Raw genomic sequence first — 24,970 nt, 5'->3', positions numbered from 1 at the left:
ATCAGGCCACCTCCTTCAACGCGTGTAGGGGCGGCGTCGCGACCGGCGTGGCACCGGCTCGTCTACGCCTGCGGCGGCTGACGACGCGGCCGCCCACGACCCGGATGTAGGCGTCGGCGATCAGGTTGATCGAGATGGTGAGCAACGCCAGCATGACCGCGGGGGCGACGACCGCGGCCGGATTGAGGATGAACGTGGCTTGGTTCTCGGATGTCATCAGACCCCAGTCTGCGGCCGGCGGAGTGAGCCCAAGGCCGAGATAGTTGAGGCTGGCCACCAACAAGATCGAGACAGCGAAGCGGATGCCGAAGTCGGCCAGGATCGTGTGCATGATGTTGGGCAGTATGTCGCCGCGCCAGATGACCAGCGTCGAATCACCTCGCGCCTGCGCCGCCTCGACGTAAGACTGTTTGCTCACCGACTGCGTCGCCGTGCGCGTGACGCGGGCAATCGGCGGGGCGAGCGCGAAGATGACGCTGACGATCAGCACCCATATGTGCTGTCCCAGGCCGCCGATGAGGAGCAACAGCAGCAGCAGAGGGGGAAAGGCGAGGAACACGTCGACGACCCGCATCGCGATGGCGTCGCTCGTACCGCCGCGGTAACCGGCAAAGAGGCCGATGGTGACACCGACGAGATAGGCGAGCACCGTCGCCGCAAAGCCGATGCCGATGACTGAGCGCCCACCGGCAAGCACGCGGGACAAGACGTCGCGACCGAGGAAGTCAGTCCCCAGGAGGAAGCCGTGTCCGGGTGGGGCGCTTGATGTCCCGACGATGGCCGTGATCGAGTGTGGGGTGAACAGCGGTCCGAGAAGGGCTATAGCGAGGACCGCCACGAGCACGATCGTTCCGATCAGTCCGCTAGGCACCTTCAGGATGCCTTTGATCGTTTTCCCGTTCATGCGAAGCTCGTCCTCACCTTCGGGTCGAGGAATACGCAGATGACGTCGGCGACCAGGTTGATGAAGATGTAGACCGCGGCGAGGATCGTGGCGATCACCAGGATTTGCTGGGTGTCCTGCGACGAGATCGCCCGCACCAGATCGTTTCCGATCCCGGGGAAGCTGAAGACGCTCTCGACGACGATGATCCCGCCGATGAGATATTGCAGTTGCTGAGCCACGATCTGCACGGTCGGCGCAAGAGCATTCGGCAAGACGTATTTCAAGATGATCGCGCGCTCGCTGTAGCCGTTGATGCGTGCCATCGTGACGTAGTCCTGCGAGACGATCTCGGCGACCGAGGCCCGCAGGAGCCGCGACCCGAAACCGACACTGGTCAGCAACAGGGTGGCCACCGGCAGCACCAGCCCCTTGGGACTGGACAGCACCGACGCGCCCTGTGAGATGACGCTGACCGGCGGCAGCAGGTTGAACTGGTCGAAGAACACCGCGATCAGAACGGTGCCGATGAAGAACTCCGGCAAGGCGCCGACGGCCAGCGCCCCGGTCGTGATCGCGCTGTCGCGCGGGCTGCCCGGTTTCAAACCGGCCAGCAGGCCAAGAGCGATCATAATCGGCACGAAAATGATCAGAGTGATCAGCGCCAACACCGCCGAATGCTCCAACGCCGGAATCACCGTGTCTGAGACCGGCACCTTATTGCCCTGCACCAGCGCGGCGGTCGAGTTACCGAGATGGCCGGTGAGCAGATTGCCGAGGAACTTGAAGTAGCGCTCCCACAGAGGCAGGCCGCCACTGAGTTGACGCTCGATGTCGGCTGTCTGCTTCGCTGTCGCACTCCTGCCGAGCACGGCTTCGACCACGTTGCCCGGCAGGGCGATGATAGCGACATAGATCAGCACCGAGGTGGCGAAAACTGTCACCACGCCAACCGCCGCGCGACGCCCGATGTAGAAGCCGAGCGAGTGACGCTGCCGCATCGACAGCCGAACCGCCCCGTCTGTCAGCGGCGCCTGGAATTGATCGACACCCTGCGCCAGCACCATCGGAAGACTCCCTGCAGTTGCCTGCCGTTCGCGGTGGCGCGAACTTACCTTCCACGAATATTTGCCGTCAAGACTTCGAACAAGCGATTCGAAATCGAAACGCAAGAGGTGAAGCGGCGTCACGGAAGGCGAAGGCGCGGCGTCGCCGGCCGCGGAAAACGGTGGCCGGCGCTGATCGAGCTCACCACCAAAGCCCGCGACCGCGGCGTCGCAGTCGCCCTCTCAAGCTGCTATCCACGGTCTACCGGCCCCGCTGATCGACGCCGTCGAGCACGGCGCACACTCCCCTAAAGACCATCCATGGCGTTCGAAGCGGAGGTGCTCAAGGCGGCCGCGGGCGGCGGCGCGCGGGTCGAGCAGTTAACAGCGCGTCCTTAGCTCAGAATGGATATTCATGGCTCATACCGATCTGTCACTTGCCGAACTCGGTTCCTACCGATCTTCGGTCAAAGCGCCGAGTGACGTGGAGTGCTTTTGGCAGCGAACCCTTGACGAAGCGCGATCCTTCACCCGACCGGTCGACCTGCGTCGAGTGCCAACCGGGCTCAGCCTGATCGACACGTTCGACGTCGTCTTCAGCGGATTTGGCGGCCATCCGATCCGCGCTTGGTATCACCGCCCGACAACCGCCGGGAGCGACCCGATCGGCGTCGTTGTCCGCTTCCAGGGATACGGAGGCGGCCGGGGACTCGCCCATCAGGTGAGCCACTACGTCCTAGCCGGCTACGCCTGCCTCGAAATGGACACCCGTGGGCAAGGGGCTGGCTGGGGTCCCGGCGACACCCCTGACCCAGTCGGTTCGGCTCCATCCCACCCAGGCTTCCTGACGCGAGGCATCCTCGACCCGAACGATTACTACTACCGGCGGGTGTTCACCGACGCCGTGCGAGCGGTGGAAACGGTGCGTGAGCTTCCGGGAATCGATCCCCGGCGAGTGGTCGTCGCGGGGATGAGCCAGGGCGGCGGCATTTGCCTCGCTGTTACCGGACTCGTCGACGGCATCGCGGCCGCGATGCCCGACGTGCCATTCCTCTGCGACTTCCCCCGGGCCGCGGCGATCGCCGGCGGCCCGCCCTATTCTGAAATCGCCGCCTATTTGTCCGTCCACCCGAATCACATAGGCGCTGCGTTCGACACGCTTGCGTATTTCGATGCGACCGTGCTGAGCCGCTCCGCGGTGGCGCCGGCCCTGTTTTCGGTTGCCCTGATGGATCAGACCTGTCCCCCCTCAACCGTGTACGGCGCTTACCACTCCTACGGTGGCCCCAAGGAGATGAGGACCTATCCGTTCAATGACCATGAGGGCGGCCATGTCTGGCACGAGGCCGAGCAGCTGCGGTGGCTCCTCGACCTGGTTCCGCCGGCGCCACGCTGATCCACGTAGCGCAGCGGCAAAGCGGGAGTGTGTCACCCGCGAGCGAGGTGGCCGGTGAGGTAGGCGAACCCGGCGCGGTGGCGCACGCCGATCTCGGCGAGGTCAGCCTGAATTGACCCGGCGCATGAAATCGAAGTCGCAGCCCGTGTCGGCTTGAGTCACCCGCTCGACGTACAGCTTGCCGTACCCGCGCTGGGGACCGTTCGCGTCTCGGTCGGGCGCGGCCTCCGCCCGGCGGGCGGCGAGCTCGACATCGCTCAGTTCGACGTCGACACGTCGACCAGGCACATCGAGCCTGATCATGTCGCCAGTGCGCAATAACCCGATCGGGCCGCCCACCGCGGCTTCGGGCGTGACTTGCAGGACCGCGGTCCCAGACACCGTGCCCCCGACCCGTCCGTCGGTCAGCCGAACCAGGTCGGTGACGCCGGCGCTCAGCAACTTGTCCGGCACCTGGATGCGAGCTGTCTCGGGCATCCCCGCCGAACCTCTCGGACCGCCGTTGAGCACGACCACGACATCACCTGGGCGAATGTCGAAATCTGGTTTGTAAAGCTGCTCGTCCTGCTCCTCTTTGGACTGGAACACGACGGCTCGTCCACGGTGGGTAAGCAACGCAGGCGACGCGACACCGGTTCGGACTATCGCCCCGTCAGGAGCAAGGTTGCCTGTCAAGACAGCAATTCCGCGCGGCGCGGAAACCGGATTCTCCAACGTGCCGATAACCCGCTCGTCACGGATTACCGCCCCGTCGATCTCCGCACCCAAGGTCCGGCCCGTCACGGTGAGCACCTCGCGATTCAGCAGCGGCCCGAGCGCGTTCATCAACGCCGGCACGCCGCCGGCGTTGAAGAAGTCCGTGTAGTAGAACTGGCCAGACGGCCGCATGTTCAGCAGCACCGGCGTGGTCGCCGAAAGCTCATCGAAGTCGATGAGCTTGAGATCGACGTCCAAGCGGCCGGCGATCGCGAGCAGGTGCAGCACGCCGTTGGCCGAGCCGTCGATGGCCGCGAGCACCCGGACCGCGTTGCGGAATGCGTCGCTCGTCATCACGTGCGAAGGCCGCAGGTCGTCGGCGACGGCGTGCATGATCAGCTCGCCGACGTCGCGGCACATTGCCAGGCGGCGCGAATCGACCGCGGGTATGGCCGAGCTGCCGGCGGGCGCCATCCCCAGCGCCTCGGCCAAAGTCGTCATCGTCCCCGCGGTGCCCATTGTGCTGCAGTGACCGGGGCTGCGCTCAAGGGAACACTCGAGGTCGGTGATGTCGGCCGGTGTGAGCTCGCCGCGGCCCAAGGCCTCAAACGCCCGATGGCAGTCGTAGCCAGAGCCGACGTCCCGACCGCGCCAGAACCCGCTGAATGACGGTCCCCCGGGAATGACGATCGTCGGCAGATCGATCGACGCAGCGGCCATCAGCATGGCCGGGATCGTCTCGTCGCACGCACCCAGCATGACGAGCCCGTCTACCCCGTGCAGCTCGGCCATCTGCTCGACCTCCATCGACAGCAGATTGCGATGGAGGAAGGTCATTCCCAGCGGATAGGCGAGGTCAGCGCCCAGCGTCATCGTGTTGAACTCGCGCGGGCGGCCGCCGGCCGCCAGCACCGACTCCTTGACCGCGGTCACCATCGAGTCGAAATGGGTGTGGCATCGATTGAAATCGCTGGTGTTGTTGGCGATCCCGATGACCGGACGCTGATAGTCCTTCTCGCGCAGGCCTTGCACCCGCAGGGCGGAGCGTTGGAGAAACCCGTTGACACCGGTGTCGTCGTACCAACGCTGACTACGTAGGTGCCGGTCTTGTCCAGCCACTGATTCCGTCCTCACTGTCCGGTCGAGTTCTAATCTTTCGTCAACAAATATTAGCTGTTAGGTTTGTTCGCGACCAACGCTTCAGCCAACATTTGTCAACGTCTGCACGAGGAGATCCAGCGATGAGCATGGTGCCCCGCTTCAACGTCCACACTGCCACCTACGACCCGCTCCCGGAATTCGGCGGCCAGCAGGCAATCCTGTACAAGTCCGACGACGGGACACGGCTGGCCGGCAGCTTCCAGGAGTCCGGCCGACACACCATGGTGATGCCGTTCGACGAGTTCATCTACGTGGTGACGGGCGGATCCACCATCTCGGTCGACGACGGCGAACCGTTCACGTTGTCGGCGGGCGACTGTTGCTACCTGCGGCAGGGCACGAACGTCACCTTCGAGATGACGGACGACTTTCACGACGTCACCGTCCTGATTTCGGACAAGCCGATCGACGTCTGACAGACCGCGCAAACCAACGCGAGCTCGAGGATCGTCGTAGGCGCTCACCTCCGCGTCCCGCGATCCATCACGGGCGCGCCGAGCCGATCAACATCGACGGTGACGCCGAGACCCGGCAGGTCCGAGACGACGCCGCGGCCGTCCGGCAGCATCCGCGGACCGGTGGCGATCAGCGGCTCAGTCCACTCTGCGAAGAACGACGTCGCGGTGAGGTTGTCCGGGCGGCTACTCGCGGCCAAGTGGGCATTCTGCGCGGTCGTCAGCGCCCCGCCCCACGTGTCGTCGATGGTGAAGGTCATGCCGAGGCCCTGCGCCGCGTCTCGCATCGCGCGGGCCCGGGTGAACCCCCCGACTCGGCTCGGTTTGATGTTCACTGCGCCGGCGCCCACGAAGTACTTCGCCCGCATGAGGTCGTCTATCGTCACGACACACTCGTCGAGGACCAACGGCAGGCTGGTGTGCTTGCGCAGCTCGGCGCAGTCGGTCATGGTGCGGCACGGCTGTTCCAGGCGCACCGGCAGACCGTCGAGCTGGCGCGCGGCCAGCAAGGCCGACTGCAGGTTCCAGCCGCCGTTGGCGTCGGCGATGATCGTGCAGTCCGGCCCAGCCGCCTCGAGCACGACCCGCACCCGCGCCACGTCGTCGGCCACCGCATCACCGACCTTCACCTGTATCACGCGGATGCCGTTCGCGAGTTCCCGCGCGACCGCCTCGCGAGTCGCCTCGGCCGAATCGATCGGCGCGGCAATGAACAGCGGGAACGAGTCCTGCGTCCGCCCGCCAAGCACCTCGCTCACCGGCAGGCGGGCCGCCTGGCCGAGGATGTCCCAGGCAGCCATGTCGACAACGCCCTTGGCCGCGTTGCTGCCGAGGAGCGCGTCATCCATGACGGCGTCGAGGACGTTGACGTTACGTGGGTCGCAGCCGAGCACGGCATCGGCGAGCACACCGAGCGCGGCGCGCTCGCCTTCGAGGAAGGACGGCAGGTATGTGCGGCCGTTCGGGCATGTCTCAGCCCAGCCTTCCAGGCCGTCGTCCGTGCTCAGCCGGACCACCAGCGAGGTCTGCGCGAGCGCCACGCGTCCGTGTGACATGCCGTACGGGCCATATGCGTACGCGACGTCGTACTCGTAGACCTGCACGCGGGTGATCTTCATGGACACCCTCCCGTTGACCAGGTCCTTGTGCCTCGCCGGACGCTTGGGCTGGCGGCCGACCGACAACGAAGGAGATGCGCCCGAACGTCCCGACGCCCCCGTCGACACCTGTCGCCGGGTCCGGCGATCCTCAGTCCGTGACGGTGCCGGTCTGAATGCCGGTCTGAATGCCGATCGCCTTAAGCCTCGTGTACTCCTCGATGCCCGCCACGCCGCCTTCTTTCCCGTAGCCCGACTCGTTAAACCCGCCCAACGGATAGTCCGGGCCGACCACGAGATGGGTGTTGAGCCAGACGTTGCCGAAGTCAAGGCCGTTGAGCAGGCGCAAACCCTGCGCGATGTCGGCCGTCCACACTGACCCGGACAGGCCGAACGGGACACCGTTTGCCAGCTCGAGAGCCTCAGCGGCAGTCGAAAACGTCTGGACGGTGATCACCGGTCCGAATATCTCTTCCTGAACCAACTCGTCTTCCTGGAGAAGGCCGGTGACGACGGTCGGTTCGAAGTAGAAACCCGGCCGCGGGACCCGGTGTCCACCCAGAACGACCTTCGCGTGACCGGGGCGCCGCTCGATGAGGCCTTCGACCCGGCGAAGCTGCCGCTCGGAGATCAGCGGGCCGAGCGTGGTCTGCGGATCAGCGGGATCGCCGACCACAACCGACCCGAGCTCGGTCACCAGCCGATCGACGAACGCGTCGGCGACCGACTCCGCGACGATGACCCGAGTTGCGGCCATGCATTCCTGGCCGGCGTTGTACGTGCCCATCACTGAGACTTTCGCGGCGGCCGCGGCCAGATCCGCATCATCGAGAATGATCACCGGCGCGTTTCCGCCCAGCTCCAGCACTGATTTTCGCGGCTTGCGCGAAGCCCCCTCTGCGATGGCCCGTCCGGTCGCGACCGAACCAGTGAACGACACGAGATCGACACCGGCGTGTTCTGCCAAGTGCTTGCCGGTGGTCTGACCTGAGCCGTGCACCAGATTTAGCACACCGGGCGGCAAGATGTCCGCGGCCAGTTCGACGAGGCGCGTGGTCGACAACGGCGTGTCCTCAGCCGGTTTCAACACCATAGTGTTGCCGGTCGCCAACGCTGGAACGACCTTCCAGACCGCCATCCACAACGGGTAGTTCCACGGCGTGATCGCCGCGACGACGCCGAGCGGCTCCCGGCGAAAGGTGGTCGTGACGCCCACGGCGTACTCCCCCGTCGTCTGCGCCGACAGCGACCGCGCAGCGCTCGCGAAATATCGGATCGAGTCCAGCACGAGCGGCAACTCGTCCTCGCTCACCGCCGAAACCGGCTTGCCGACGTCCGCGACCTCAAGCTCCTGCAAGCGCGGCAGGTCGGCGGCAACGGCGTCCGCCAGACGATGCAACAGGCGGGCGCGGTCGCCGTAGGGCAGCGCCGCCCAGCCCGGCGCCGCGCGTCTGGCAGCCGCAACCGCCCGATCGACATCCGCAAGGCTGGACGCGCGAAAACTCGTCAGCACGGTTTCGGTCGCCGGATCAACGACGTCGAGGCGATTGTCAGCCGATCCCTCAGCCCAGACGCCGTCAATCAGATTGCGAACCTCGACCACAGTCCTGGACGTCACTCAAGCACTCCTCATGATGAACTTCCGACCCGACCCGACCCGACCCGACCCGACGCCACCGACCGCCAGTCGCGGTCTCGCGCCCCACGCGGTTGCTCTGCGGGCGAGACTACCGCTAAATTATCGACAACAAATATTAGATCGGACGCCGATTGAGTTCAAGGAAGGGCGCACCTATCGCCGCCGGCAGCACCCGACTCTCCGACGACGTTCACCTCGAACCCGACGAGATCGGGATCCTGACAGGATCGCACGGCCTCGCGGGCGCTATGTCGATGCGCATCATCCTGGCGGCCGCCCGGGCCCAGGGCGCATCGCGGCTGATCCCGGTGAGCGCAGCCCACGTCGACAGCTGCCTATATCACGGCCCGTCCAGCATTGACTTCGCCAAGGCCCTGCTCGACGGCGGCGGCCAAGTGCAGGTGCCGACCACGCTCAACGTCGGGGGCATCGACCTGAGCCGGCCCGACATCTTCATCGGCTCAGCCGAAGAGCGCGACGGCTCGCGCGAATTGATGAACTGCTACGTCCAACTCGGCTGCCAACCCACATTCACCTGCGCTCCCTATCAACTCCCCGGGCGGCCGGAACCCGGCGCCGACGTCGCGTGGGCCGAGTCGAACGCCATCGTCTTCGGCAACAGCATGATCGGCTTGCGCACCAACCGCTACGGCGACCTGATCGACATCTGCGCCGCAATCACCGGCCGGGTCCCCTACTCAGGGCTCCACGTCCCCGAGAATCGGGCCGCGCGCGCGGTCTTCACTGTCGAACCCGACGTGCAGGGCACTGATCCCGACCTGCTGCCCGCGCTGCTCGGTCATCACGTCGGCAGGCGAACCGGGTCGCTCGTCCCCGTGATCGACGGCTTGCAGGGCGTCGACATCGACGAGGACTGGGGCAAGTCGTTCGGTTCGGCGAGCGCGTCGAGCGGAGGCGTGGCCATGTTTCACATCGCCGGCGTGACACCGGAGGCGCCTGACCTGGCCACGTCGCTGCGTGGGCAACCGCCACTGCTCGAACTGCGCATCGGGGTCGCCGACGTCGCGCAGGCGCACCGCGAGCTGACGAGCGCCGCGGTCGACGCGCCGCTTGGCGGGGTCAGCATCGGCACGCCGCACCTGTCCCGCAACCAGCTGATCGAGATGGCCGACCAACTCGCCGGCCGGTCTGTCCGGGTCCCGACGTACGCGACCTCGAGCCGATCGGTCTTCGCCGCCGAGCCCGACGCGGTCCGCAGCTTGGTCGCCAGCGGAGTCACGGTCGTCGCCGACACCTGCACCTACGGTCCCTCGAAGGTCATGAAACCGGACGGCGCAGTGCTGACCAACTCGGCCAAATGGGCCTATTACGCGCCTTCGCATTTGGGGTTCCAGGTGTTGCTGGCCAGTCGATTCGACTGCCTGGAAAGCGCTGTGCGCGGCGAGATCGTGCTCCGGCATGGCTGAGAGCCGGCCGTGGGCGGCCGGCGAACTGCTGCTCGGACCGGACACCGGATCCGGTCCGTTGGTCGCTCTCACCGAGCCGCTCAGCTTCTGGGGCGGGGTGGATGAAAAGACCGGCACGATCATCGAAGCCCGCCATCCCCAGTTCGGCGTGTGCCTGGCGAAAACGGCGTTGCTCATCTCGGCGACACGCGGATCGAGTTCCTCGAGCAGCACGTTTCTCGAATGCATCCGCCGCGGCACCGCCCCCACATTGGTGCTGCTCACCGCCCCTGATCCGATGTTGGTCACCGCCGCGGCCGCCGCGTGGGAGATATACGGCCGCTCCCCGTCGATTGTTCTGCTGAGCGAGCCGGCCGATGCCGCCGGCGTGTCCGCCGTCCAACTCGAGGCCACCGGTGCGGTGCTGGCCCTCGCGTCAGGGCCCGTTTCGTGACGATCCGACAGCTGAGCGGCGCGCAGGTGCGGCATCACCTGCCGATGACCGACGCGATCGTCGCGGTCCGCCAGGCATTCGTCGGGTTGGCCGCGGACGAGTTCGACATGCCGCTGCGGACCGCGCTCGGGGACGGTGCTTTTTTGATCATGACCGCCCGCCACCGCCCAACCGCCTCGATAGCGGTGAAGTCACTGACCATCGACTTCAACCGGCGCCCGGCCATCCAGGGCGTCGTCACCTGGGCTGCCACGACTGGCTCGGAGCTGCTGGTCGTCGACGCAGCCGAAGTGACCACCCTGCGCACCGGCGCCGTCGTCGGAGTGGCTACCGACCTGCTGTGTCGCGACGACGCCAGCACTCTCGTCCTCATCGGCCTCGGCGAACTGGCCCCGGATCAACTTCGGGCCGTGCGCGCGGTCCGCCCGATCCGCAACGTCATCCTCGTCGCCACCGATCTCGCACGCGCGGAGGCGTTCCGCTCTCGTCACGCCGTCGAACTCGCCGACCTCGAGGTCACTGTCACCACCGACGCCGACACAGCCGTTTCGGCCGCCGACGTCATCTGCTGCGCAACGCCGGTCCGCGAGCCGCTCTTCCAGACGGACGCACTGCCCGCACGCGTCCACGTCAACGCCGTCGGCTCGTACCGCCCGTCTATGCGCGAACTACCCGACGGGCTCCTGGCGACCGCGACCGTCGTCGTCGATCTGCGTGCGGCCGCGCTGGCCGAGGCCGGCGAGATTCGGCACGCCGTCGCGTCCGCGGCGTTGGACGAAACCGCCCTCATCGAGCTCGGTCCCGCATTGGACGGCCAGCTGGATCTCGGTCCGCGGACCGTCTTCAAGAGCGTGGGCCTGGCAATTCAGGACTGGGCAATTGTGCATTCGCTGGCTAGCCGCACGGCCGACGTAGGAACTCTTGAATCGTTGACCTGAAATATTCGTAGATGTTAGGTTTAGATCTGCCGTCGTGACTCGCCTTCGACTATCCCCCGTTGCGTCAGGAGTGCTCGTGCCAGCAGTCGCCGATCTCAGCACGACATTTCCGTCTCCAGCTGTCCACGACCTACTGGTCGAGCATCGGTTCGCGCACGTTATCGACGGCCAACTCAGCGACGGCGACGGACCGCAAACGCATGAGGTCGTCAACCCGTCGACCGGCGCCGCGATTGCCCGGGTGCCATTGGGGACGGCCGCGGACGTCGACGCCGCGGTACGGTCCGCCCGCCGTGCATTTCCCGCTTGGCGAGCGCGGACGCCGAGTGATCGAGCAACCATTCTCCACGCCTTGGCCGATCTGGTCGACGCGAACGCAGAGACCTTCGCTCAGCTTGAGGCGCTCAACGTAGGTAAGCCGCTGAATGTCGCTCGAGAAGAAATCCCGGTTGGCAGCGACGTTTTCCGGTTCATGGCCGGCGCCGTCCGAGCACAGCAGGCTCCCGCGACGCAGGAGTACTCCCCCGGCAACATCTCAATCATCCGCCGCGAGCCTTTGGGTGTCGTCGGTGCGGTGACGCCCTGGAATTATCCGCTGATGACCGCGCTGTGGAAGATCGCGCCGGCGCTCGCCACCGGCAACACGATGGTGCTCAAACCGTCCGAGTTGACCCCCCTGACCACTCTGCTCTTTGCCGACCTTGCGCGCAGCGTGCTGCCGCCGGGTGTCTTGAACGTCGTGTGCGGCCTCGGGCCCGAGGTCGGCGCGGCGCTGAGCAGCCATCGTGACGTCGAGATGATTTCGCTGACCGGTTCGGTCGCCAGCGGCGTGTCGGTGGCCCGCGCCGGCGCCGACAGCCTCAAGCACGTCCACCTCGAACTCGGCGGAAAGGCGCCCGTCATTGTTTTCGACGACGCCGAACTCGATAACGCCGTCGACGCTGTGCGGACGATGGGCTTTTGGAACGCCGGGCAGGAGTGCGGCGCCGCAACGCGAGTGCTTTGTCACCGTTCGCTGTTAGATCGTTTCGTCACCCAGCTGCGCGACGCGGTGGCCACACTGCGCGTCGGCGGCCCGGACGACGACGCCGCAGAGGTCGGTCCGCTCATCAGCGCCGCGCACCGCGAGCGGGTTCAGACGATGGTCGAACAGGCCCGCGCCGATGGCGCGACGATCTTCAGCGGCGGCACGGACTTCGACGCGCAGACCGGCTTCTTCTTCGCGCCGACCGTCATCAGCGATATCCCGGACGGGGCGGCCGTGACCCGGCAGGAGATCTTCGGCCCGGTCGTGACGGTCGAGACGTTCGACTCCGAGGACGACGCCGTCCGAATCGCCAACGATTCCGAGTACGGCCTGGCCGCCTCGGTGTGGACCCAGAACACCGGCCGGACGCTACGCGTGGTCGACGCGCTCAACTACGGGACAGTCTGGGTCAACACGCATCTGGTCACCGCGAGCGAAATGCCATGGGGTGGTTTTGGGATGTCGGGTTCGGGCCGGGAACTGTCGACATTCGCCCTCGACGATTTCGCGCGCACCAAGCACGTCATGCTGGCCAAGTGACTTCCGCGGAAGGCGAACGCTTTATGACTGACCCGCAGGTCGACGTCCTGATCGTCGGCGCCGGCGCGTCCGGGGCCGTGGCTGCGCACACACTCGCGACAGAGGGTTTCTCGGTCGTGTGCCTCGAGCAAGGTGACTGGGTCAATCCGGAGGACCTGCCAGGGAACAAGCCCGCCTTCGAATTGCTCACACGGCGCCAGTGGGCCTGGGACCCGAACGAGCGACAACTGCCCGCCGATTACCCGGTGAACGTCGATGAGTCCGACGTGCACCCGATCATGTTCAACGGGGTCGGCGGCGGCACCGTTCTGTATGGCGCCCACTGGATGCGCTTGACGCCCTCGGACTTCCGGGTGCGAACGCTCGATGGCGTGGCCGATGACTGGCCGATCGACCACCGCGATCTCGATCCTTTTTACAATGAAGTAGACGCATTTATCGGTGTCTCCGGCCTGGGCGGCGATCCTGCGTACAGCGAGCAGGACTTTCCCCTGCCGCCACACCCCATCGGGCCGGCCGGCGTGCGCGCGGCGACCGGCATGAACAAGCTCGGTTGGCACTGGTGGCCGGGGACCAACGCGATCCCGTCGATGAAGTTCAAGAACATGGCGCAATGTGTGCGTTGGGGGGTCTGCGAGCGAGGCTGCCCAGCCGGAGCCAAGGCCTCCTTCGACATCGGGTACTGGCCGCATGCCACTGCGGCAGGTGCGCAGTTGGTCACCGGCGCGCGAGTCGCGCGTGTCACGCTGGACGCCCAAGGCTTGGCGAACGGCGCGATCTGGCTCGACCAGCAGGGCGTCGAACACCACACCCGAGCGAAGTCGGTCGTGCTGGCCGCGAACGGTGTCGGCACCCCCAGGTTGCTGCTGATGTCGGATGACCTGGCGAATTCGTCCGGGTTGGTCGGCAAGAATTTGATGCTGCACCCCAACTGCGGAGTGACGGCGGTGTACGACGAGGCGCTGCAGAGCTGGAACGGACCTGCCGGCCAGTTGATCTACTCGATGCAGTTTTATGAGACCGATACGGCGCGCGGCTTCGTCCGCGGGGCTAAGTGGAACCTCATGCCGATTCCCGGCGTCTTGGGAATTCTGGAGATGTTCCGTGACCTGCCGTTCGAGCAGCGCTGGGGCGCCGGGCTGCACGAGTTGTCGCGGCACGCGGGCAAGGTCCTCAACTGGGTCGCGAACGTGGAAGATCTACCCGAGGAGTCCAATCGCGTCACGTTGGATCCGGTGCTGACCGACTCCAGCGGCCTGCCCGCGCCGGCCGTGGCCTACCGCATCAGCGAGAACACACAGCGAAATATCGACTTCTCCCTTGATCGCATGACCGAGGCCCACGAGGCGGCCGGGGCGATCGACACCCGCCGCATCCCGTTGTGGGTCGACGCACCCGGGCACCTGCTCGGAACGGCTCGGATGGGCGACGACCCGGCGACTTCCGTGGTCGACCGGTTCGGTCGCTCCCACGACGTGCCCAACCTCTTCATCATCGATGGCAGCGTCATGGTCACCAGCGGCGGCGTGAATCCGACATCCACGATTTCGGCGCTGGCGTTGCGAACCGCGCGCCACATCGCCCGCACCGCCCACGCTCAAAGCGTCCCGGCGTGAGCGGCGAGGTCTTGTCGCCCGGCCAGTTCGACCAGTTGCGCGCGGTCGCCCGGGTTTTGATTCCCGGCGACGGCCACTCGCCGGCAGCGAACGAGCTGAATGATTACGACGAGTTGCTCCGCCGGGCGGTCGACGCCCTCGGGCCGGAGGCCGACGCACTGTGCCACGCGTTGACCAGGCTGCCGGCAAATGTCGAACTGGCGGTGTTGGAGGGGTTCGCGCTCGACGAGGCGGCGGCGTTCGACCTGATCTCGACGGCGGTCGCGGGTGCGTACTTCATGTCGGAGCACGTGCTGCAGTCGATCGGGTATCCGGTTGGCGCACGGCATGCCGCGCCCCACGATCGCGCCGCCGAAGAGCTCGGCAACGGACTGCTGGACCCGATGTTGGCCCGCGACCCGCTCGTCGTGCTCCCGCCGGCGACAGCCCAACATCTTCATAGCGACCCCGAATGACGACCTGGCCGACCGGTCTGCTGACTCCGCTGGTGACGCCGCTGCGAGACGACGCCGTCGACAACGAAGCGCTGGACCGCCTCGTCGAGAGTCAGCTTGCCGCGGGCGTGAACGGGATCGTGGCCGGCGGCGGGACGGGCGAGTTCGGCGCGCTGGGCACGGACGAGCGGATGAGCATCACCGAATCGTTGATCACGCTGCTCGACGGCCGCGTCCCACTCATCGTGCAGACGGGTGCGCTTGCCACCCGCGATTCGGTGCAGCTGAGCGTGGCGGCCGAGCGGGCCGGGGCAACCGGATTGCTGCTGGCCTCGCCGTTCGGCGAGCCGATCACGTGGCGCGAACGCAAGCGGTTCTACGAGGATGTAGCCGACGCCGTGTCGCTCCCGATCATGATCTATAACACGCCACCGTCCGGACTGCTCGCTTTCGAGCAGATCGAGGAGCTCGCCAAGATCGAAAATATCACCGCGATCAAGGACAGCTCGGGCGATATGACGCTGCTGGGCGATCTGCTGGCCAAAGCGCGAGCGGAGGACTTCCACGTCTACGTCGGCTGGGACTCGCTCGCCCTGCCGGCGGTCGCGAGGGGCGCCGACGGCCTGATCATCGGTGTGGCAAATGTGATCGCACGCGAGGTCACGACGTTGTTGGCGATGCGTCGAACGTCGGGCGAAACTGATGAGTACGCGCACTTGGCCGAGCAGCTTCGACTGTTCCTGCGGTTCATGGAACGCTCGACGAACTACATCGCGTTATGCAAGTTCGGACTGCGCCTGGACGGCTTGGACGTCGGAGACCCCCGGAGGCCGTACCTCCTGCCGCCGGACGACGAACTTGAACATTTCACAGGACGGCTTCAGGAGCTGCGCTCGGCATTCTCGGCGCACGCACCCGACGCGACGCCGCGTTGATCTCGACGCCCGTCGGCCCGCGTCCCGCACGTCACCCCGGCGGGTAACTACGATTCAGTGGACGGGTGACGGTCGGTGCCCGCGCGATGCTCGCAGGAGGATTCGGTGATTACGACCCGGGATCGATCGCCCGCCTCCGAGAAACTCGACACGGTCGCCATGCCGTCCGGCCGGCTGCTGTTCGGCGCACTGCCGACCCTCAGCATCCCATCGGCCGTCGCCGGCCGGCTGCGCGCTGCGATCGGTCTCGGGTTCCTGACCGAGGGCGATCGGCTGCCTCGTGAGGCCGATCTCGTCCAGCAGCTCGGCGTCACCGCTTTCGCGCTACGTGAGGCGTTGGGCATGCTGCGCGAGGATGGCCTCATCGTCACCCGAGCCGGCAAGAACGGCGGCAGCTTCGTCAGCCGAGCTCCGGGCGAAGAGGCGATGGTGTCCGAACAGCTTCGTCAGCTCTCGACCACCGAGCTGCGCGATCTCGGCGACTGGCGCCAAATGCTGGCCGCCGAATCGGCGTCATTGGCGGCCCGGCGAGGTTCTGCGTCCAGCGTCGAGCGACTGAACCGTTATGCCGCAGCGCTCGACTCAGCGGAAACGGTGCTCGCGGCTCGGCGGGCGCATGGGCGTTTTCACATCGAGCTCGCGGCGGCCGCTCAGTCGATTCGGATGAGCCGGGCCGAGTTCACCATGTTCGAACAATTCGATTGGCTGCTCAGCCTCGCTCTTGCCGACCCCGCGCGCCGCAACGCCAGCGCGAAGGAGCTCAGGGACATTGTCGCGTCGATCAAGCGGCGTTCTCCACGTGCTGCTCGGGCCGCAGCCGAAAGGCATTCCACATCGACGGTGTCCGCCCTGGTCGGTCTCAGGCTGTCCGCCATCGCCGCCCGGGTGGTGGCCGACGGTGCTGGCCAGGCCGCACCGACCACCTCGATTGCTGACGAAGTCGCGAGCGCCGTTGACATGATCATGAGCCGGCTGCGGGCAATCGTCGACGCTGCCGGGCGCGCCATGACTCACAGCTTCGACGCGCAGTCCCTGCGCCTGCAAGTGTCGCGGTCGGCGATGGCCGGTCTGATCGACGGTCCCGTCGAACTCCACGGCATCGGATTCATCGCTGAGCCGGGCGTGATACCTGGCCACAAATACTTCCTGGCCTGCTGGCGGCAATCCGAGGACGGCGCAGTTCCCGACGACAGCCACGTGACCGATCCAGAACGCGACGATTTCTACGACTACCCGAGCCAAGACTTCTTCACCGTTCCGCGCGCCGGCGGAACCGGTGTGGCGCAGGGCCCTTACGTCGACTACGGCGGCGTCAACGACTACATAGTGACCTTCTCGCTCCCCGTCCTCGTCGAAGGACGATTCGTCGGCATCGCGGTGGCCGATCTGCCGGTCGCGACGCTGGAGCATCGGCTGGCGCCGTGGCTGGCCGGAAAGACCCGTGAAACGGTCGTCGTCAACGCGGAGGGTCGCGTCGTGGTGTCGAACTCGGCGACCTACATCGTCGGCGACGTGCTCGCCTCGACGACGGGCTTCCAGACGCAGGAGCTGCCGGTGCTGGACTGGCGGGTCTTGCTCGGCGAAGACAACTGAGTCGACACCCGCGCGCCGTCCGGCGTAGGTGGGACGACTCGGCTCAACCGTGGATCACGCGGATCTGATATCGGCCCGTCTCACGAAGATCGGGAGCGCGCGAACCCCGAGCCTCAAAGTCGGACGCGCACCGGGTTCCCGACGGCATGGACTGACGCGCCGGTGAACAACATGTATTCACCGGGCTCATGCACCCAGCCGTTGTCCCAATAGGCGAACGCCCGGTTGGCGACCTCGATTTGCAGAGTCTGGACCGAACCCGCCTCGGCCCGGACGACGCCGTAACCCACCAGCCAACGGTCCGGCCGTTCGACCCGCGAATCCCGACGCTCGGCATACACCTGCACGACCTGTTTTCCGGGCCGCTCGCCGACGTTTGCGACGTCGAGCGTGACCCGCACGCCATCGGCGCCCGCCTCGGCGACGGGAGGACCAAGCCGCCAATCGGTGTAGCCGAGGCCGAACCCGAATGGATACGCCGGCTCTCGTCCGATCGTGCTCCAGGCGCGGTACCCGATGTGCAGCCCCTCGTCGTAGGGCAGCACACCGTCGCGAGGAGTGACATTGACGACCGGCGCGTCGGCCAGCGTCTTCGGCCACGTCGTCGGAAGCCGCCCACCCGGCTCAACGTGCCCGAGAAGCACATCAGCGAGCGCGTGGCCGTATTCCTGGCCGCCGAACCAGGTCAGCAACACAGCCGCGACGTCGTCGCGCCAGGGCAGCTCGACCGGCGCGCCCGCGTTGACGACGACGACAGTGTTTGGATTCGCGGCTGCGACGGCGGCGACCAGCGCGTCCTGGTGGCCGGGCAAACGCAGGTCGCTACGGTCGTAACCCTCGCATTCGATATGGGCGTTGGTCCCTACCACGACGACGACGAGGTCGGCGGAGCGCGCACCATCGACGGCATCATCGATCAGGGCGGTTGCATCAGGTTGATTCGGCTGCAACCCGAAGATCACCGAAAACGATCCCTCGACACCATCGACGATTTCGCCGGCGGTGAAATCGTACTCAAGCAAAATCGGCTCGCCGGCGACCACGTCGAGCGCAGTGGTGACCGAGAGAGGGTCGAAGAAACCGCCGACCTGGTCGACCCCCATCGCAGAGATGGTCTCGTCCAGGCGCGGTATCCCGTCCACGCGCAACCGGCCACGCCCGGGTGACGCAAAACCGACTTGCAGGACACCACTTTGCTCCGGGGTGTAGATGGTCGAAAAGGTGAGTGCGGCGATCGAAGATGAGAACTCGCGGTGCCCGAACTCGACGATCTCGCTCGCGTATCGCTCCTCGGTGTGGAGGACCCGCCCGTCGGCATCGAAGAAACGCAGCTGCGCGCCGGCGCGGCCGGTATCGGGATTGAGCATCCGATGCTCGTCGAGCTCTCTGAAGTCAGTGCGAGTGACGGCGCCGAGCCGGTAGTCGATCGCGACACGATCTGGCAGAGCTGCGCGCAACCCGGCCAACGGGCTGATCACATATTCCGGTTTCACGGTGGCGCTGCCGCCCCCCTGCCCGACGCCGTAGCGGGCGTTCTCGCCGACGACAACGACCCTGGCCAGGCGGTCTGGCTGTAGCGGCAGCGCGGCTTCGTTGCGCACGAGCACCATGCCTTCGGCGGCCGCCAGCCGGGCAAATGTCGGACCGTCCTCATGCTCGGCGAGCGGGACCGGTGATCGTCCGGGCAATGCGCCGACGCGGACGGCCAGCCGGAGAATGCGCTCGACCTTGTCGTCGATGATCGACTCGGCGATGTCACCGCGGCGTACCGCATCGGCCAGCGCCGGTCCCCACGGGCCGCCCGGACCGGGCATCGCGAGGTGTTGGGCGTGCCGAGCGCTCTCGATGCTGCGCACTGCGGTCCAGTCCCCGACGACCATTCCGTCGAAGCCCCACTCCTGATCCAGCGGCGAGTCCAGCAACGGGTTCTCGGTCAACGTGATGCCGTTGACCGCGTTGTAGGCGCTCATGACCACCCACACGCCGGCCTCGACAACGGCCCGCTCGAACGGCAACAGGTACAGCTCGCGCAGTACTCGGTCCTCGACATGGACGTCCAGGCGGTAACGGTCGGTTTCGGAGTCGTTGCAGACATAAGCCTTGATGGCCGCCGCAACCCCCTTGGCTTGCACGCCGGTGATATATGCGGCAGCGAGATCGGCGCTGAGCAGCGGGTCCTCGCTGAACGACTCGAAGTGTCGCCCAGCGAGTGGCGACCGGTGCAGGGCGACGGTCGGCCCGAGGATCACGTCGACGCCCTTGCGCCGCGCATCGACAGCAACGACGGCGCCGAACCGGCGGGCCAGCTCAGTGTCCCAGCTGGCCGCCAAAGACGTCGAGCAGGGAAGCAGCAGCGACGCCGAGCGCTCGTCCCACAGCTCGCCGCGGACGCCGCTAGGGCCGTCGGACAACACCATGGCCCGCAACCCGATCCCCGCCAGAGCTGCCGTCGACCAGGCGCCGCTCCCGTTCAGGAGCAAGATTTTGTCGTCGAGGTCGAGCTGGCCGATCAGTCCCGCCACCGAGATTTCGTCGTCTGCCACCGGCCCACCAATCCTCATACAGGCTATAATCTTCGGGCGCGAAACTTTCATCACGATAGTTAGCGCTCGCGTGGACCGTCAACGATGGCCGCTGTCGTGAACGGGCGCGTTGGCCCAGGCCTCGACCCTGTAATATTTGTATTCTCAGAATAGGATTCTGGCCCATCGAAACCAGGGAACCGCAGATGACCGTCGTCGACCATCACAAGACGAGCTTCGCGCTGCTCGAGGGCGAGTACTACACATCCGAGGACATCTTCGCCAAGGAGTTCGACCGCATCTTCTCGCGAGACTGGGTGTACGCATGTCACATCTCCCAGCTCCCCAGCAAGGGCTCCTTCGTCAAGATCGAGCACGGTGGCGAGGAGATCGTCGTCGTGCGCGGCGCGGGCGACGCCCTCTACGCGAATCTCAACGTGTGTCGTCACCGCGGCTTCCGCATCTGCGAGGCGGACGCGGGCAAGGTGCGCGCGTTTGTGTGCCCTTATCACCAGTGGCGATACGACCTCGACGGCAAGCTCAGCGGTGTTCCTCAGATGAAGGATGGTGAGTACTTCGACTACGCGGATTTCCCACTCGCGACCGCGCTGGTCGAAGTCTGGCAGGGCATGGTCTTCGTCAACCTCGACCCAGAGCCGACCGATTCGCTGGCTGATCGGCTGAAGGCCTTCGAGGCGACGGTCGAGAATTTTGCTCCGACCAAGACCCGGCTCGCGCACGAGACGCGGTTCGAGGTGGCGGCCAACTGGAAGGTGGCCGCAGAAAATTCGCTCGAGTGCTATCACTGCGTGGGCACCCATCCGACGCTGTGCAAGGTCGTGGACATCGATGGCCTGCAGGCCGATCTGAGGCAGTGGCTCGTCGAGGACGACGCTGACGGCGCCGCCGATGGCTCGGTCGATCAGGGCATGGGCGGCATGCGCATCCAGGCCGGCCTGGAGACACTTTCGGCCGACGGCAGCCTGATCACCGACAAGCTGCTGGGCGACCACGGCGCTGACGACATCGGTCGCGGCGTCAGCGGCGGCGTCACTGTGGTCCCCAATCTCTTCTATGCGGCTTACTACATCGACCACTGGTGGACCCTTGCGTTCCGTCCCTTGAGCGCCAAGCGCACCGTGATCCAGTATCAGTGGTTCGTCCGGGAGGACGCGGTCGAGGGAGTTGACTACGACGTCGCCAAGCTGATCGAGGTCGGTCATGTCACCCAGAGTGAGGACAACGTGCTCATCGAGCGGACTCAGTCAGGGATGGATTCGCGCTACTTCACTCCCGGCCCGATCGGCTCGGACGTCGAGCGTGCGCTTCACGACTTCGTGTCGAACTACCGGACGTTCATGGACTGACCCGTGGGCCGCTCTCTTACCGCTGACGCGGCGGCCAAGGTGATGCCGTCGAGCACTGCACGCCTGATCGACGCCAGCCCGACGGGCCGCTGTCAACCCGCTCTGATCATGGAGACACCAATGACGGACGTCGACGTACTCGTGATCGGAGCGGGCCTGGCCGGCCTGACCGCGGCTCGTGACTTGACTGACCAGGGGTATTCGGTCCTGGTGCTGGAAGCGCGGAACCGGCTCGGTGGTCGCACGTATACGCGACCGTTCTCGGGGCACGAGGACATCCAGATCGAGGCTGGCGGGGCATATCTCAACCTCCGCAACGAGACCAACCTGCGCAGAGAGGTCGAGCGCTACGCGATTCCCGTGTTCGCGGCAAGCTCGGGCCCGGCTTACGGCGCTTTCGTGGTCGGCGGACAGAGGCGGACCGCCCTGCCGGTGCCTATCGCTCAGCTGGCGGCACTCGAGCGCGCGTCTCGCCGGATGGCGCAGGACGCTGGGCGTCTGAGCGTCACGCTGCCGCTGAGTGTCCAGTCGGTCGAAGACCTGGACATCTCGATCGCGAGGTACTTCGAGCAGATGGAGCTCCCGGCGGAGACACACGACTTCGTGACGGGACTCGTCGCCGGGTGGATCCAGGCGACGCCGGACAAGACGTCGATCCTGCAGGTGCTGCAGTCGGTGCTGAGCTGCGGCGGGAGTCCGGTCGACACCTTCTTTGGCACGATGGGAGAAGGGTTCGTGAACGGCGTCCAGGATCTGGTGAAGGCGTTGGCGGGCGGCGCCGAGCTGACCGTCCGGCTGAGCCAGCACGTCGCCGCCATCCAGCACGACGACGAGACGGTGACGGTGCGGACGACGTCCGGCGAGGCCTTCGCGGCCGACGCCTGCGTGTGCGCGGTGCCGGCGTGGACGCTGAAGGAAATCGAGTTCCAGCCGGCGTTGGGCCTCGATAAGACCGCTCTTCTGAATCACGGACATCAGGTCACCGGCGTCAAGAAGCTGCTGATCGTCGAGAACGTCCCATCCGGCTTCTTCGGCGTTGGTGGAGCCTCGGCGGCTTACCAGTGGCTCGTCGAGGACCAGGTGCTGGAAGGCGGTCGATCAGTGCTGGTGGCCTTCGGGATCGCCGCGCACCTGGTCTCGAACGACGTCGATCTTGCCCAAGCGGCGGTGTCTCAGTACCTGCCGGACGCGCGGGTCGTCGCGGTCGACGGCGAGGACTGGTTCGGTGATCCGCTCAGCCTCGGCATCGTCGGATTCTCTCCCCCGGGACTCGCCCAATCGTTCGCCGACGTCATGAGCAGGGCAGAGGGAAGGGTGGTGTTCGCCGGGTCGGAGATGACCATCAAGCCCACCTTCTGGGGGTGGATGGAAGGCGCAGTCGATAGCGGGCATGTGGCCGCAGACAGCGTCGCGAGCCTCGTGCGAGCGGAAGTGCCTCGGTGAACTCGGCTCGCCCACGGGTCATCCAGTGGGGGACCGGCGGTGTTGGGCTCCATGCGCTGGAGATGATTCTGGCGAGCCGAGATCTCGAGCTCGTGGGCGTCAAGTGCTTCACCGCGGCCAAGGACGGGGTGGACGCAGGGGCGTTGGTCGGCTTGGGGCCCGTCGGTGTGACCGTCACGTCTGACGCCGCTGCCGTCCTCGAGATAGCGGCCGATGTCGTGCTGTACATGCCTCGGGACCTCTTTCTCGATCCGACTGCACACGAGAGTCCTTCGGCAGCGTGGATCGATGAGGTCGTGCGGATTCTGGAGAGCGGCAAGAGCGTGGTGAGCCCCCTCCAGAGCGCCATGCACTGGCGCCAGCTCGCGGACGGACATCGTCTGAGGCAGCGGCTGGACGCAGTCTGCAGATCGGCAGAGGTGAGTCTGTTCTTCACAGGTCTCGACCCGGGTTTCATAAGCGACTGTTTGGCCACCGCTTTGACTTCGGCGGCCGGTCGGATCGAACAGGTCAGGACGTTCGAAGTCATCGACTACTCGACCTACCAGTCCGCGGACACGCTGCGAGCGATGGGCTTCGGGATGCCCGTCGACGAGGAAACGCCCGACGGGGCGGAGACGCTCATCCCGAGCTGGGGCTGCGCGTCGTGGCTTGTCGCGGACGCGCTCGGTGTCGAGATCGACGACCTCGTGCTGGCTGTTGAGCCGTTCCTCTCGACCACCGATTTTGTGTCCTCGGGCGGCCTCCACGTCGCCGTGGGCACGGTCGCCGCGATGCGGTGGTCCCTCACGGCGATGGTCGACGGTCACGCGCGCATCGTCAACAGTCATGTCGGAAGGATCGGGGCCGACTTGGCGCCGGACTGGCCGCAAATCGGTTCGAAGGGCGGCTACCGGATCGAGATCGACGGATCGCCGCCGCTGCTGGCGGAGCTTCCGCTCGGGCTCGACGGCGGGACCGGGACGTGTCTCGGGGACGCCGTCCTCATGACCGCGGCGCGCTGCGTCAACTCGATCTCAACTGTGCTCGACGCGGCGGCCGGATATCACCTGTTGAATGAGCTGCCCTCGTTCGGGGGTCGGCACGCCCTGCGACCACCGACATGATTTCAGCAGGGCGATATCACGGGTGGTCGAAGAAGGTGAGTGGTCCTCGTCCTGGAGCATTGCGCCGCGCCGGGACTAGAGGTCGAGCACCAGCCGCGAAGTCAGCGAGCGGGACACACAGATCATCATGCAGGTGTTCTCGGCACGATCCTCTTCGTCGAGGATGGAGTCACGATGATCGGGCGTTCCGCCAAGGACGGCCGTCTCGCACGTTCCGCAGATGCCCTCCTCGCAAGAGGACATCACGTCGACCCCGGCCGCGCGGACAACCTCGAGGATCGACAGCTCCGGCGGGACAACGAGCGTCATCGCCGCAGCATTCAGCACCACCTCGAACGATGTGCTGGGGGCTGCGTCATCGACCGGTCTGGGCGCGAAGCGTTCGATGTTCAGGCTGTGGGCCGGCCAGAGCGCGGAGCGCTCTTCGACAGCATGCAACAGGCCCTCGGGGCCGCAGCAGTAGACCAGAGTGTCCGGCAACGGGGTCAGGAGCAGGACGTCGAGGTCAATCGGTCCAGCCGTGTCCTGGGGCACGATCGTCACCCGGTCCCCGTGAGCAGCCAGCTCGTCCATGAACCCCATGGACGCCAGCTGGCGCCCGCCGTAGACAAGTGACCAGTCCGCCCCGGCGGCCTCGGCGCTCCGGATCATCGGCAGGAGAGGGGTGATCCCGATGCCGCCAGCGATGAACAAGTAGCGAGGCGAATCGACCAGTTCGAAGTGGTTGCGTGGACCGCGTAGGACGACCTCCTGGCCGATGGCAAGCCGTTCGTGCACATACCGCGAAGTCCCGCGTCCCGCGCGTTCCCGAAGCACGCCGATCCGCCAGACGTTGCTGTCGCGGGGGTCGCCGCACAACGAGTACTGCCGTTCCTCGACCCCGTCGATGACCAGGTCTACGTGAGCCCCGGGTTCCCAAGTCGGCAGCCCTGCGCTTTCGATCGGACCGAACCGCACCGAGACCACGTCATCGGCGACCCGGTCGATCGACAGAACGCGAACCGAAGTCTCCTGTTCGTGGGCCGACATGATTCACCACTTTCGGGTTGCGGATGATGCCCAACTCCTCTGCCATACTAGTAGTTGAATATTATAGAACAAGCATTTGCATTCGAAGATTTTAGACTCTTCACCGCGCAGCCGACGGATCACTGGCGGCGATTGCCGGCTAGCCCTCTGACCGCAGCCACTGAGCAATTGGATGGCAATCACGCCG

At 66.1% G+C, this 24,970-nt stretch carries 20 protein-coding genes; 13 read left to right on the top strand and 7 right to left on the bottom strand.

The window, feature by feature from the left end; all coding sequences use genetic code 11:
* Position 1: 1 nt before the first annotated feature.
* On the bottom strand, positions 2-904 hold the full coding sequence (locus ACFFBG_RS14190) for an ABC transporter permease (RefSeq protein ID WP_375479790.1): 903 nt from the start codon (positions 902-904) through the stop codon (positions 2-4).
* On the bottom strand, positions 901-1,950 hold the full coding sequence (locus ACFFBG_RS14185) for an ABC transporter permease (protein ID WP_375479788.1): 1,050 nt from the start codon (positions 1,948-1,950) through the stop codon (positions 901-903). Before ACFFBG_RS14185 ends, ACFFBG_RS14190 begins: the two co-directional genes overlap by 4 nt.
* A gap of 394 nt (positions 1,951-2,344) precedes the next feature.
* On the opposite strand from ACFFBG_RS14185, the gene ACFFBG_RS14180 reads away from it, so the two are divergent.
* Positions 2,345-3,325, top strand: a complete 981-nt coding sequence (locus tag ACFFBG_RS14180) for an acetylxylan esterase (protein WP_375479786.1) — start codon at positions 2,345-2,347, stop codon at positions 3,323-3,325.
* Positions 3,326-3,427: 102 nt separating this feature from the next.
* Here ACFFBG_RS14180 and ACFFBG_RS14175 read toward each other — a convergent pair whose 3' ends face one another.
* Positions 3,428-5,140, bottom strand: a complete 1,713-nt coding sequence (locus tag ACFFBG_RS14175) for a dihydroxy-acid dehydratase (RefSeq protein ID WP_375479784.1) — start codon at positions 5,138-5,140, stop codon at positions 3,428-3,430.
* Between the two features lie 122 nt (positions 5,141-5,262).
* Here ACFFBG_RS14175 and ACFFBG_RS14170 point away from each other — a divergent pair, with 122 nt between their 5' ends.
* Positions 5,263-5,598: a cupin domain-containing protein gene (locus tag ACFFBG_RS14170; RefSeq protein ID WP_375479782.1), complete on the top strand. Its 336-nt coding sequence runs from the start codon at positions 5,263-5,265 to the stop codon at positions 5,596-5,598.
* A 44-nt stretch (positions 5,599-5,642) separates the two neighbouring features.
* Here ACFFBG_RS14170 and ACFFBG_RS14165 read toward each other — a convergent pair whose 3' ends face one another.
* Together ACFFBG_RS14165 and ACFFBG_RS14160 are read right to left on the bottom strand one after the other, a co-directional pair.
* Positions 5,643-6,755 (bottom strand): mandelate racemase/muconate lactonizing enzyme family protein, encoded by a 1,113-nt coding sequence (locus ACFFBG_RS14165; protein ID WP_375479781.1) that lies wholly within the window; start codon positions 6,753-6,755, stop codon positions 5,643-5,645.
* Between the two features lie 130 nt (positions 6,756-6,885).
* Complete coding sequence (locus ACFFBG_RS14160; protein ID WP_375480043.1) at positions 6,886-8,337, bottom strand: aldehyde dehydrogenase family protein; 1,452 nt, start codon at positions 8,335-8,337, stop codon at positions 6,886-6,888.
* A gap of 167 nt (positions 8,338-8,504) precedes the next feature.
* On the opposite strand from ACFFBG_RS14160, the gene ACFFBG_RS14155 reads away from it, so the two are divergent.
* The 8 genes from ACFFBG_RS14155 (at position 8,505) to ACFFBG_RS14120 (ending at position 17,316) form a co-directional block, all read left to right on the top strand.
* Positions 8,505-9,800 (top strand): aconitase X, encoded by a 1,296-nt coding sequence (locus ACFFBG_RS14155; RefSeq protein WP_375479779.1) that lies wholly within the window; start codon positions 8,505-8,507, stop codon positions 9,798-9,800.
* A complete protein-coding gene (locus tag ACFFBG_RS14150; protein WP_375479777.1) occupies positions 9,793-10,233 on the top strand; it encodes an aconitase X swivel domain-containing protein in 441 nt (146 codons plus the stop codon). The genes ACFFBG_RS14155 and ACFFBG_RS14150 overlap by 8 nt, the downstream gene beginning before the upstream one ends.
* Positions 10,230-11,171 carry an ornithine cyclodeaminase family protein gene (locus ACFFBG_RS14145; protein ID WP_375479775.1) on the top strand — a complete coding sequence of 314 codons (942 nt, stop codon included), beginning with the start codon at positions 10,230-10,232 and terminating at the stop codon, positions 11,169-11,171. Before ACFFBG_RS14150 ends, ACFFBG_RS14145 begins: the two co-directional genes overlap by 4 nt.
* A 70-nt stretch (positions 11,172-11,241) precedes the next feature.
* Positions 11,242-12,738, top strand: a complete 1,497-nt coding sequence (locus ACFFBG_RS14140; protein WP_375479773.1) for an aminobutyraldehyde dehydrogenase — start codon at positions 11,242-11,244, stop codon at positions 12,736-12,738.
* Positions 12,735-14,354: a GMC family oxidoreductase gene (locus tag ACFFBG_RS14135; RefSeq protein WP_375479772.1), complete on the top strand. Its 1,620-nt coding sequence runs from the start codon at positions 12,735-12,737 to the stop codon at positions 14,352-14,354. Before ACFFBG_RS14140 ends, ACFFBG_RS14135 begins: the two co-directional genes overlap by 4 nt.
* Positions 14,351-14,809, top strand: a complete 459-nt coding sequence (locus ACFFBG_RS14130) for a hypothetical protein (RefSeq protein ID WP_375479770.1) — start codon at positions 14,351-14,353, stop codon at positions 14,807-14,809. The genes ACFFBG_RS14135 and ACFFBG_RS14130 overlap by 4 nt, the downstream gene beginning before the upstream one ends.
* Positions 14,806-15,723, top strand: a complete 918-nt coding sequence (locus ACFFBG_RS14125; protein ID WP_375479768.1) for a dihydrodipicolinate synthase family protein — start codon at positions 14,806-14,808, stop codon at positions 15,721-15,723. Before ACFFBG_RS14130 ends, ACFFBG_RS14125 begins: the two co-directional genes overlap by 4 nt.
* Before the next feature lie 105 nt (positions 15,724-15,828).
* On the top strand, positions 15,829-17,316 hold the full coding sequence (locus ACFFBG_RS14120; RefSeq protein WP_375479766.1) for a GntR family transcriptional regulator: 1,488 nt from the start codon (positions 15,829-15,831) through the stop codon (positions 17,314-17,316).
* A 113-nt stretch (positions 17,317-17,429) separates the two neighbouring features.
* Here ACFFBG_RS14120 and ACFFBG_RS14115 read toward each other — a convergent pair whose 3' ends face one another.
* The gene (locus ACFFBG_RS14115) at positions 17,430-19,910 is read right to left on the bottom strand and encodes a beta-glucosidase (protein WP_375479764.1); all 2,481 of its coding nucleotides are present in this window, start codon (positions 19,908-19,910) and stop codon (positions 17,430-17,432) included.
* A gap of 134 nt (positions 19,911-20,044) precedes the next feature.
* Between ACFFBG_RS14115 and ACFFBG_RS14110 the strand changes: the two genes are divergently transcribed.
* From ACFFBG_RS14110 to ACFFBG_RS14100, 3 genes are all read left to right on the top strand, one after another.
* Complete coding sequence (locus ACFFBG_RS14110) at positions 20,045-21,205, top strand: SRPBCC family protein (protein ID WP_375479762.1); 1,161 nt, start codon at positions 20,045-20,047, stop codon at positions 21,203-21,205.
* Positions 21,206-21,325: 120 nt separating this feature from the next.
* Complete coding sequence (locus ACFFBG_RS14105; protein ID WP_375479760.1) at positions 21,326-22,648, top strand: flavin monoamine oxidase family protein; 1,323 nt, start codon at positions 21,326-21,328, stop codon at positions 22,646-22,648.
* Complete coding sequence (locus ACFFBG_RS14100; protein WP_375479758.1) at positions 22,645-23,754, top strand: hypothetical protein; 1,110 nt, start codon at positions 22,645-22,647, stop codon at positions 23,752-23,754. The genes ACFFBG_RS14105 and ACFFBG_RS14100 overlap by 4 nt, the downstream gene beginning before the upstream one ends.
* A gap of 75 nt (positions 23,755-23,829) precedes the next feature.
* Here ACFFBG_RS14100 and ACFFBG_RS14095 read toward each other — a convergent pair whose 3' ends face one another.
* The gene (locus ACFFBG_RS14095) at positions 23,830-24,783 is read right to left on the bottom strand and encodes a PDR/VanB family oxidoreductase (protein ID WP_375479756.1); all 954 of its coding nucleotides are present in this window, start codon (positions 24,781-24,783) and stop codon (positions 23,830-23,832) included.
* Between the last annotated feature and the right edge of the window lie 187 nt (positions 24,784-24,970).

Origin of the sequence: uncultured Jatrophihabitans sp. (genome assembly GCF_964251945.1) — a bacterium.
Taxonomy (GTDB): Bacteria; Actinomycetota; Actinomycetes; order Mycobacteriales; family Jatrophihabitantaceae; genus Jatrophihabitans.
The sequence above is the reverse complement of the archived record's forward strand: the minus strand, read 5'-3'. Positions and strand labels throughout refer to the sequence as shown.

What these genes read in the sequence shown, in the direction of transcription:
- ACFFBG_RS14180 (WP_375479786.1), top strand. Translation starts at nt 2,345, where the DNA reads ATGGCTCATACCGATCTGTCACTTGCCGAACTCGGTTCCTACCGATCT.
- ACFFBG_RS14150 (WP_375479777.1), top strand. Translation starts at nt 9,793, where the DNA reads ATGGCTGAGAGCCGGCCGTGGGCGGCCGGCGAACTGCTGCTCGGACCG.
- ACFFBG_RS14190 (WP_375479790.1), bottom strand. Translation starts at nt 904, where the DNA reads ATGAACGGGAAAACGATCAAAGGCATCCTGAAGGTGCCTAGCGGACTG.
- ACFFBG_RS14095 (WP_375479756.1), bottom strand. Translation starts at nt 24,783, where the DNA reads ATGTCGGCCCACGAACAGGAGACTTCGGTTCGCGTTCTGTCGATCGAC.
- ACFFBG_RS14185 (WP_375479788.1), bottom strand. Translation starts at nt 1,950, where the DNA reads ATGGTGCTGGCGCAGGGTGTCGATCAATTCCAGGCGCCGCTGACAGAC.
- ACFFBG_RS14110 (WP_375479762.1), top strand. Translation starts at nt 20,045, where the DNA reads ATGACCGTCGTCGACCATCACAAGACGAGCTTCGCGCTGCTCGAGGGC.
- ACFFBG_RS14165 (WP_375479781.1), bottom strand. Translation starts at nt 6,755, where the DNA reads ATGAAGATCACCCGCGTGCAGGTCTACGAGTACGACGTCGCGTACGCA.
- ACFFBG_RS14170 (WP_375479782.1), top strand. Translation starts at nt 5,263, where the DNA reads ATGAGCATGGTGCCCCGCTTCAACGTCCACACTGCCACCTACGACCCG.
- ACFFBG_RS14125 (WP_375479768.1), top strand. Translation starts at nt 14,806, where the DNA reads ATGACGACCTGGCCGACCGGTCTGCTGACTCCGCTGGTGACGCCGCTG.
- ACFFBG_RS14105 (WP_375479760.1), top strand. Translation starts at nt 21,326, where the DNA reads ATGACGGACGTCGACGTACTCGTGATCGGAGCGGGCCTGGCCGGCCTG.
- ACFFBG_RS14115 (WP_375479764.1), bottom strand. Translation starts at nt 19,910, where the DNA reads ATGAAAGTTTCGCGCCCGAAGATTATAGCCTGTATGAGGATTGGTGGG.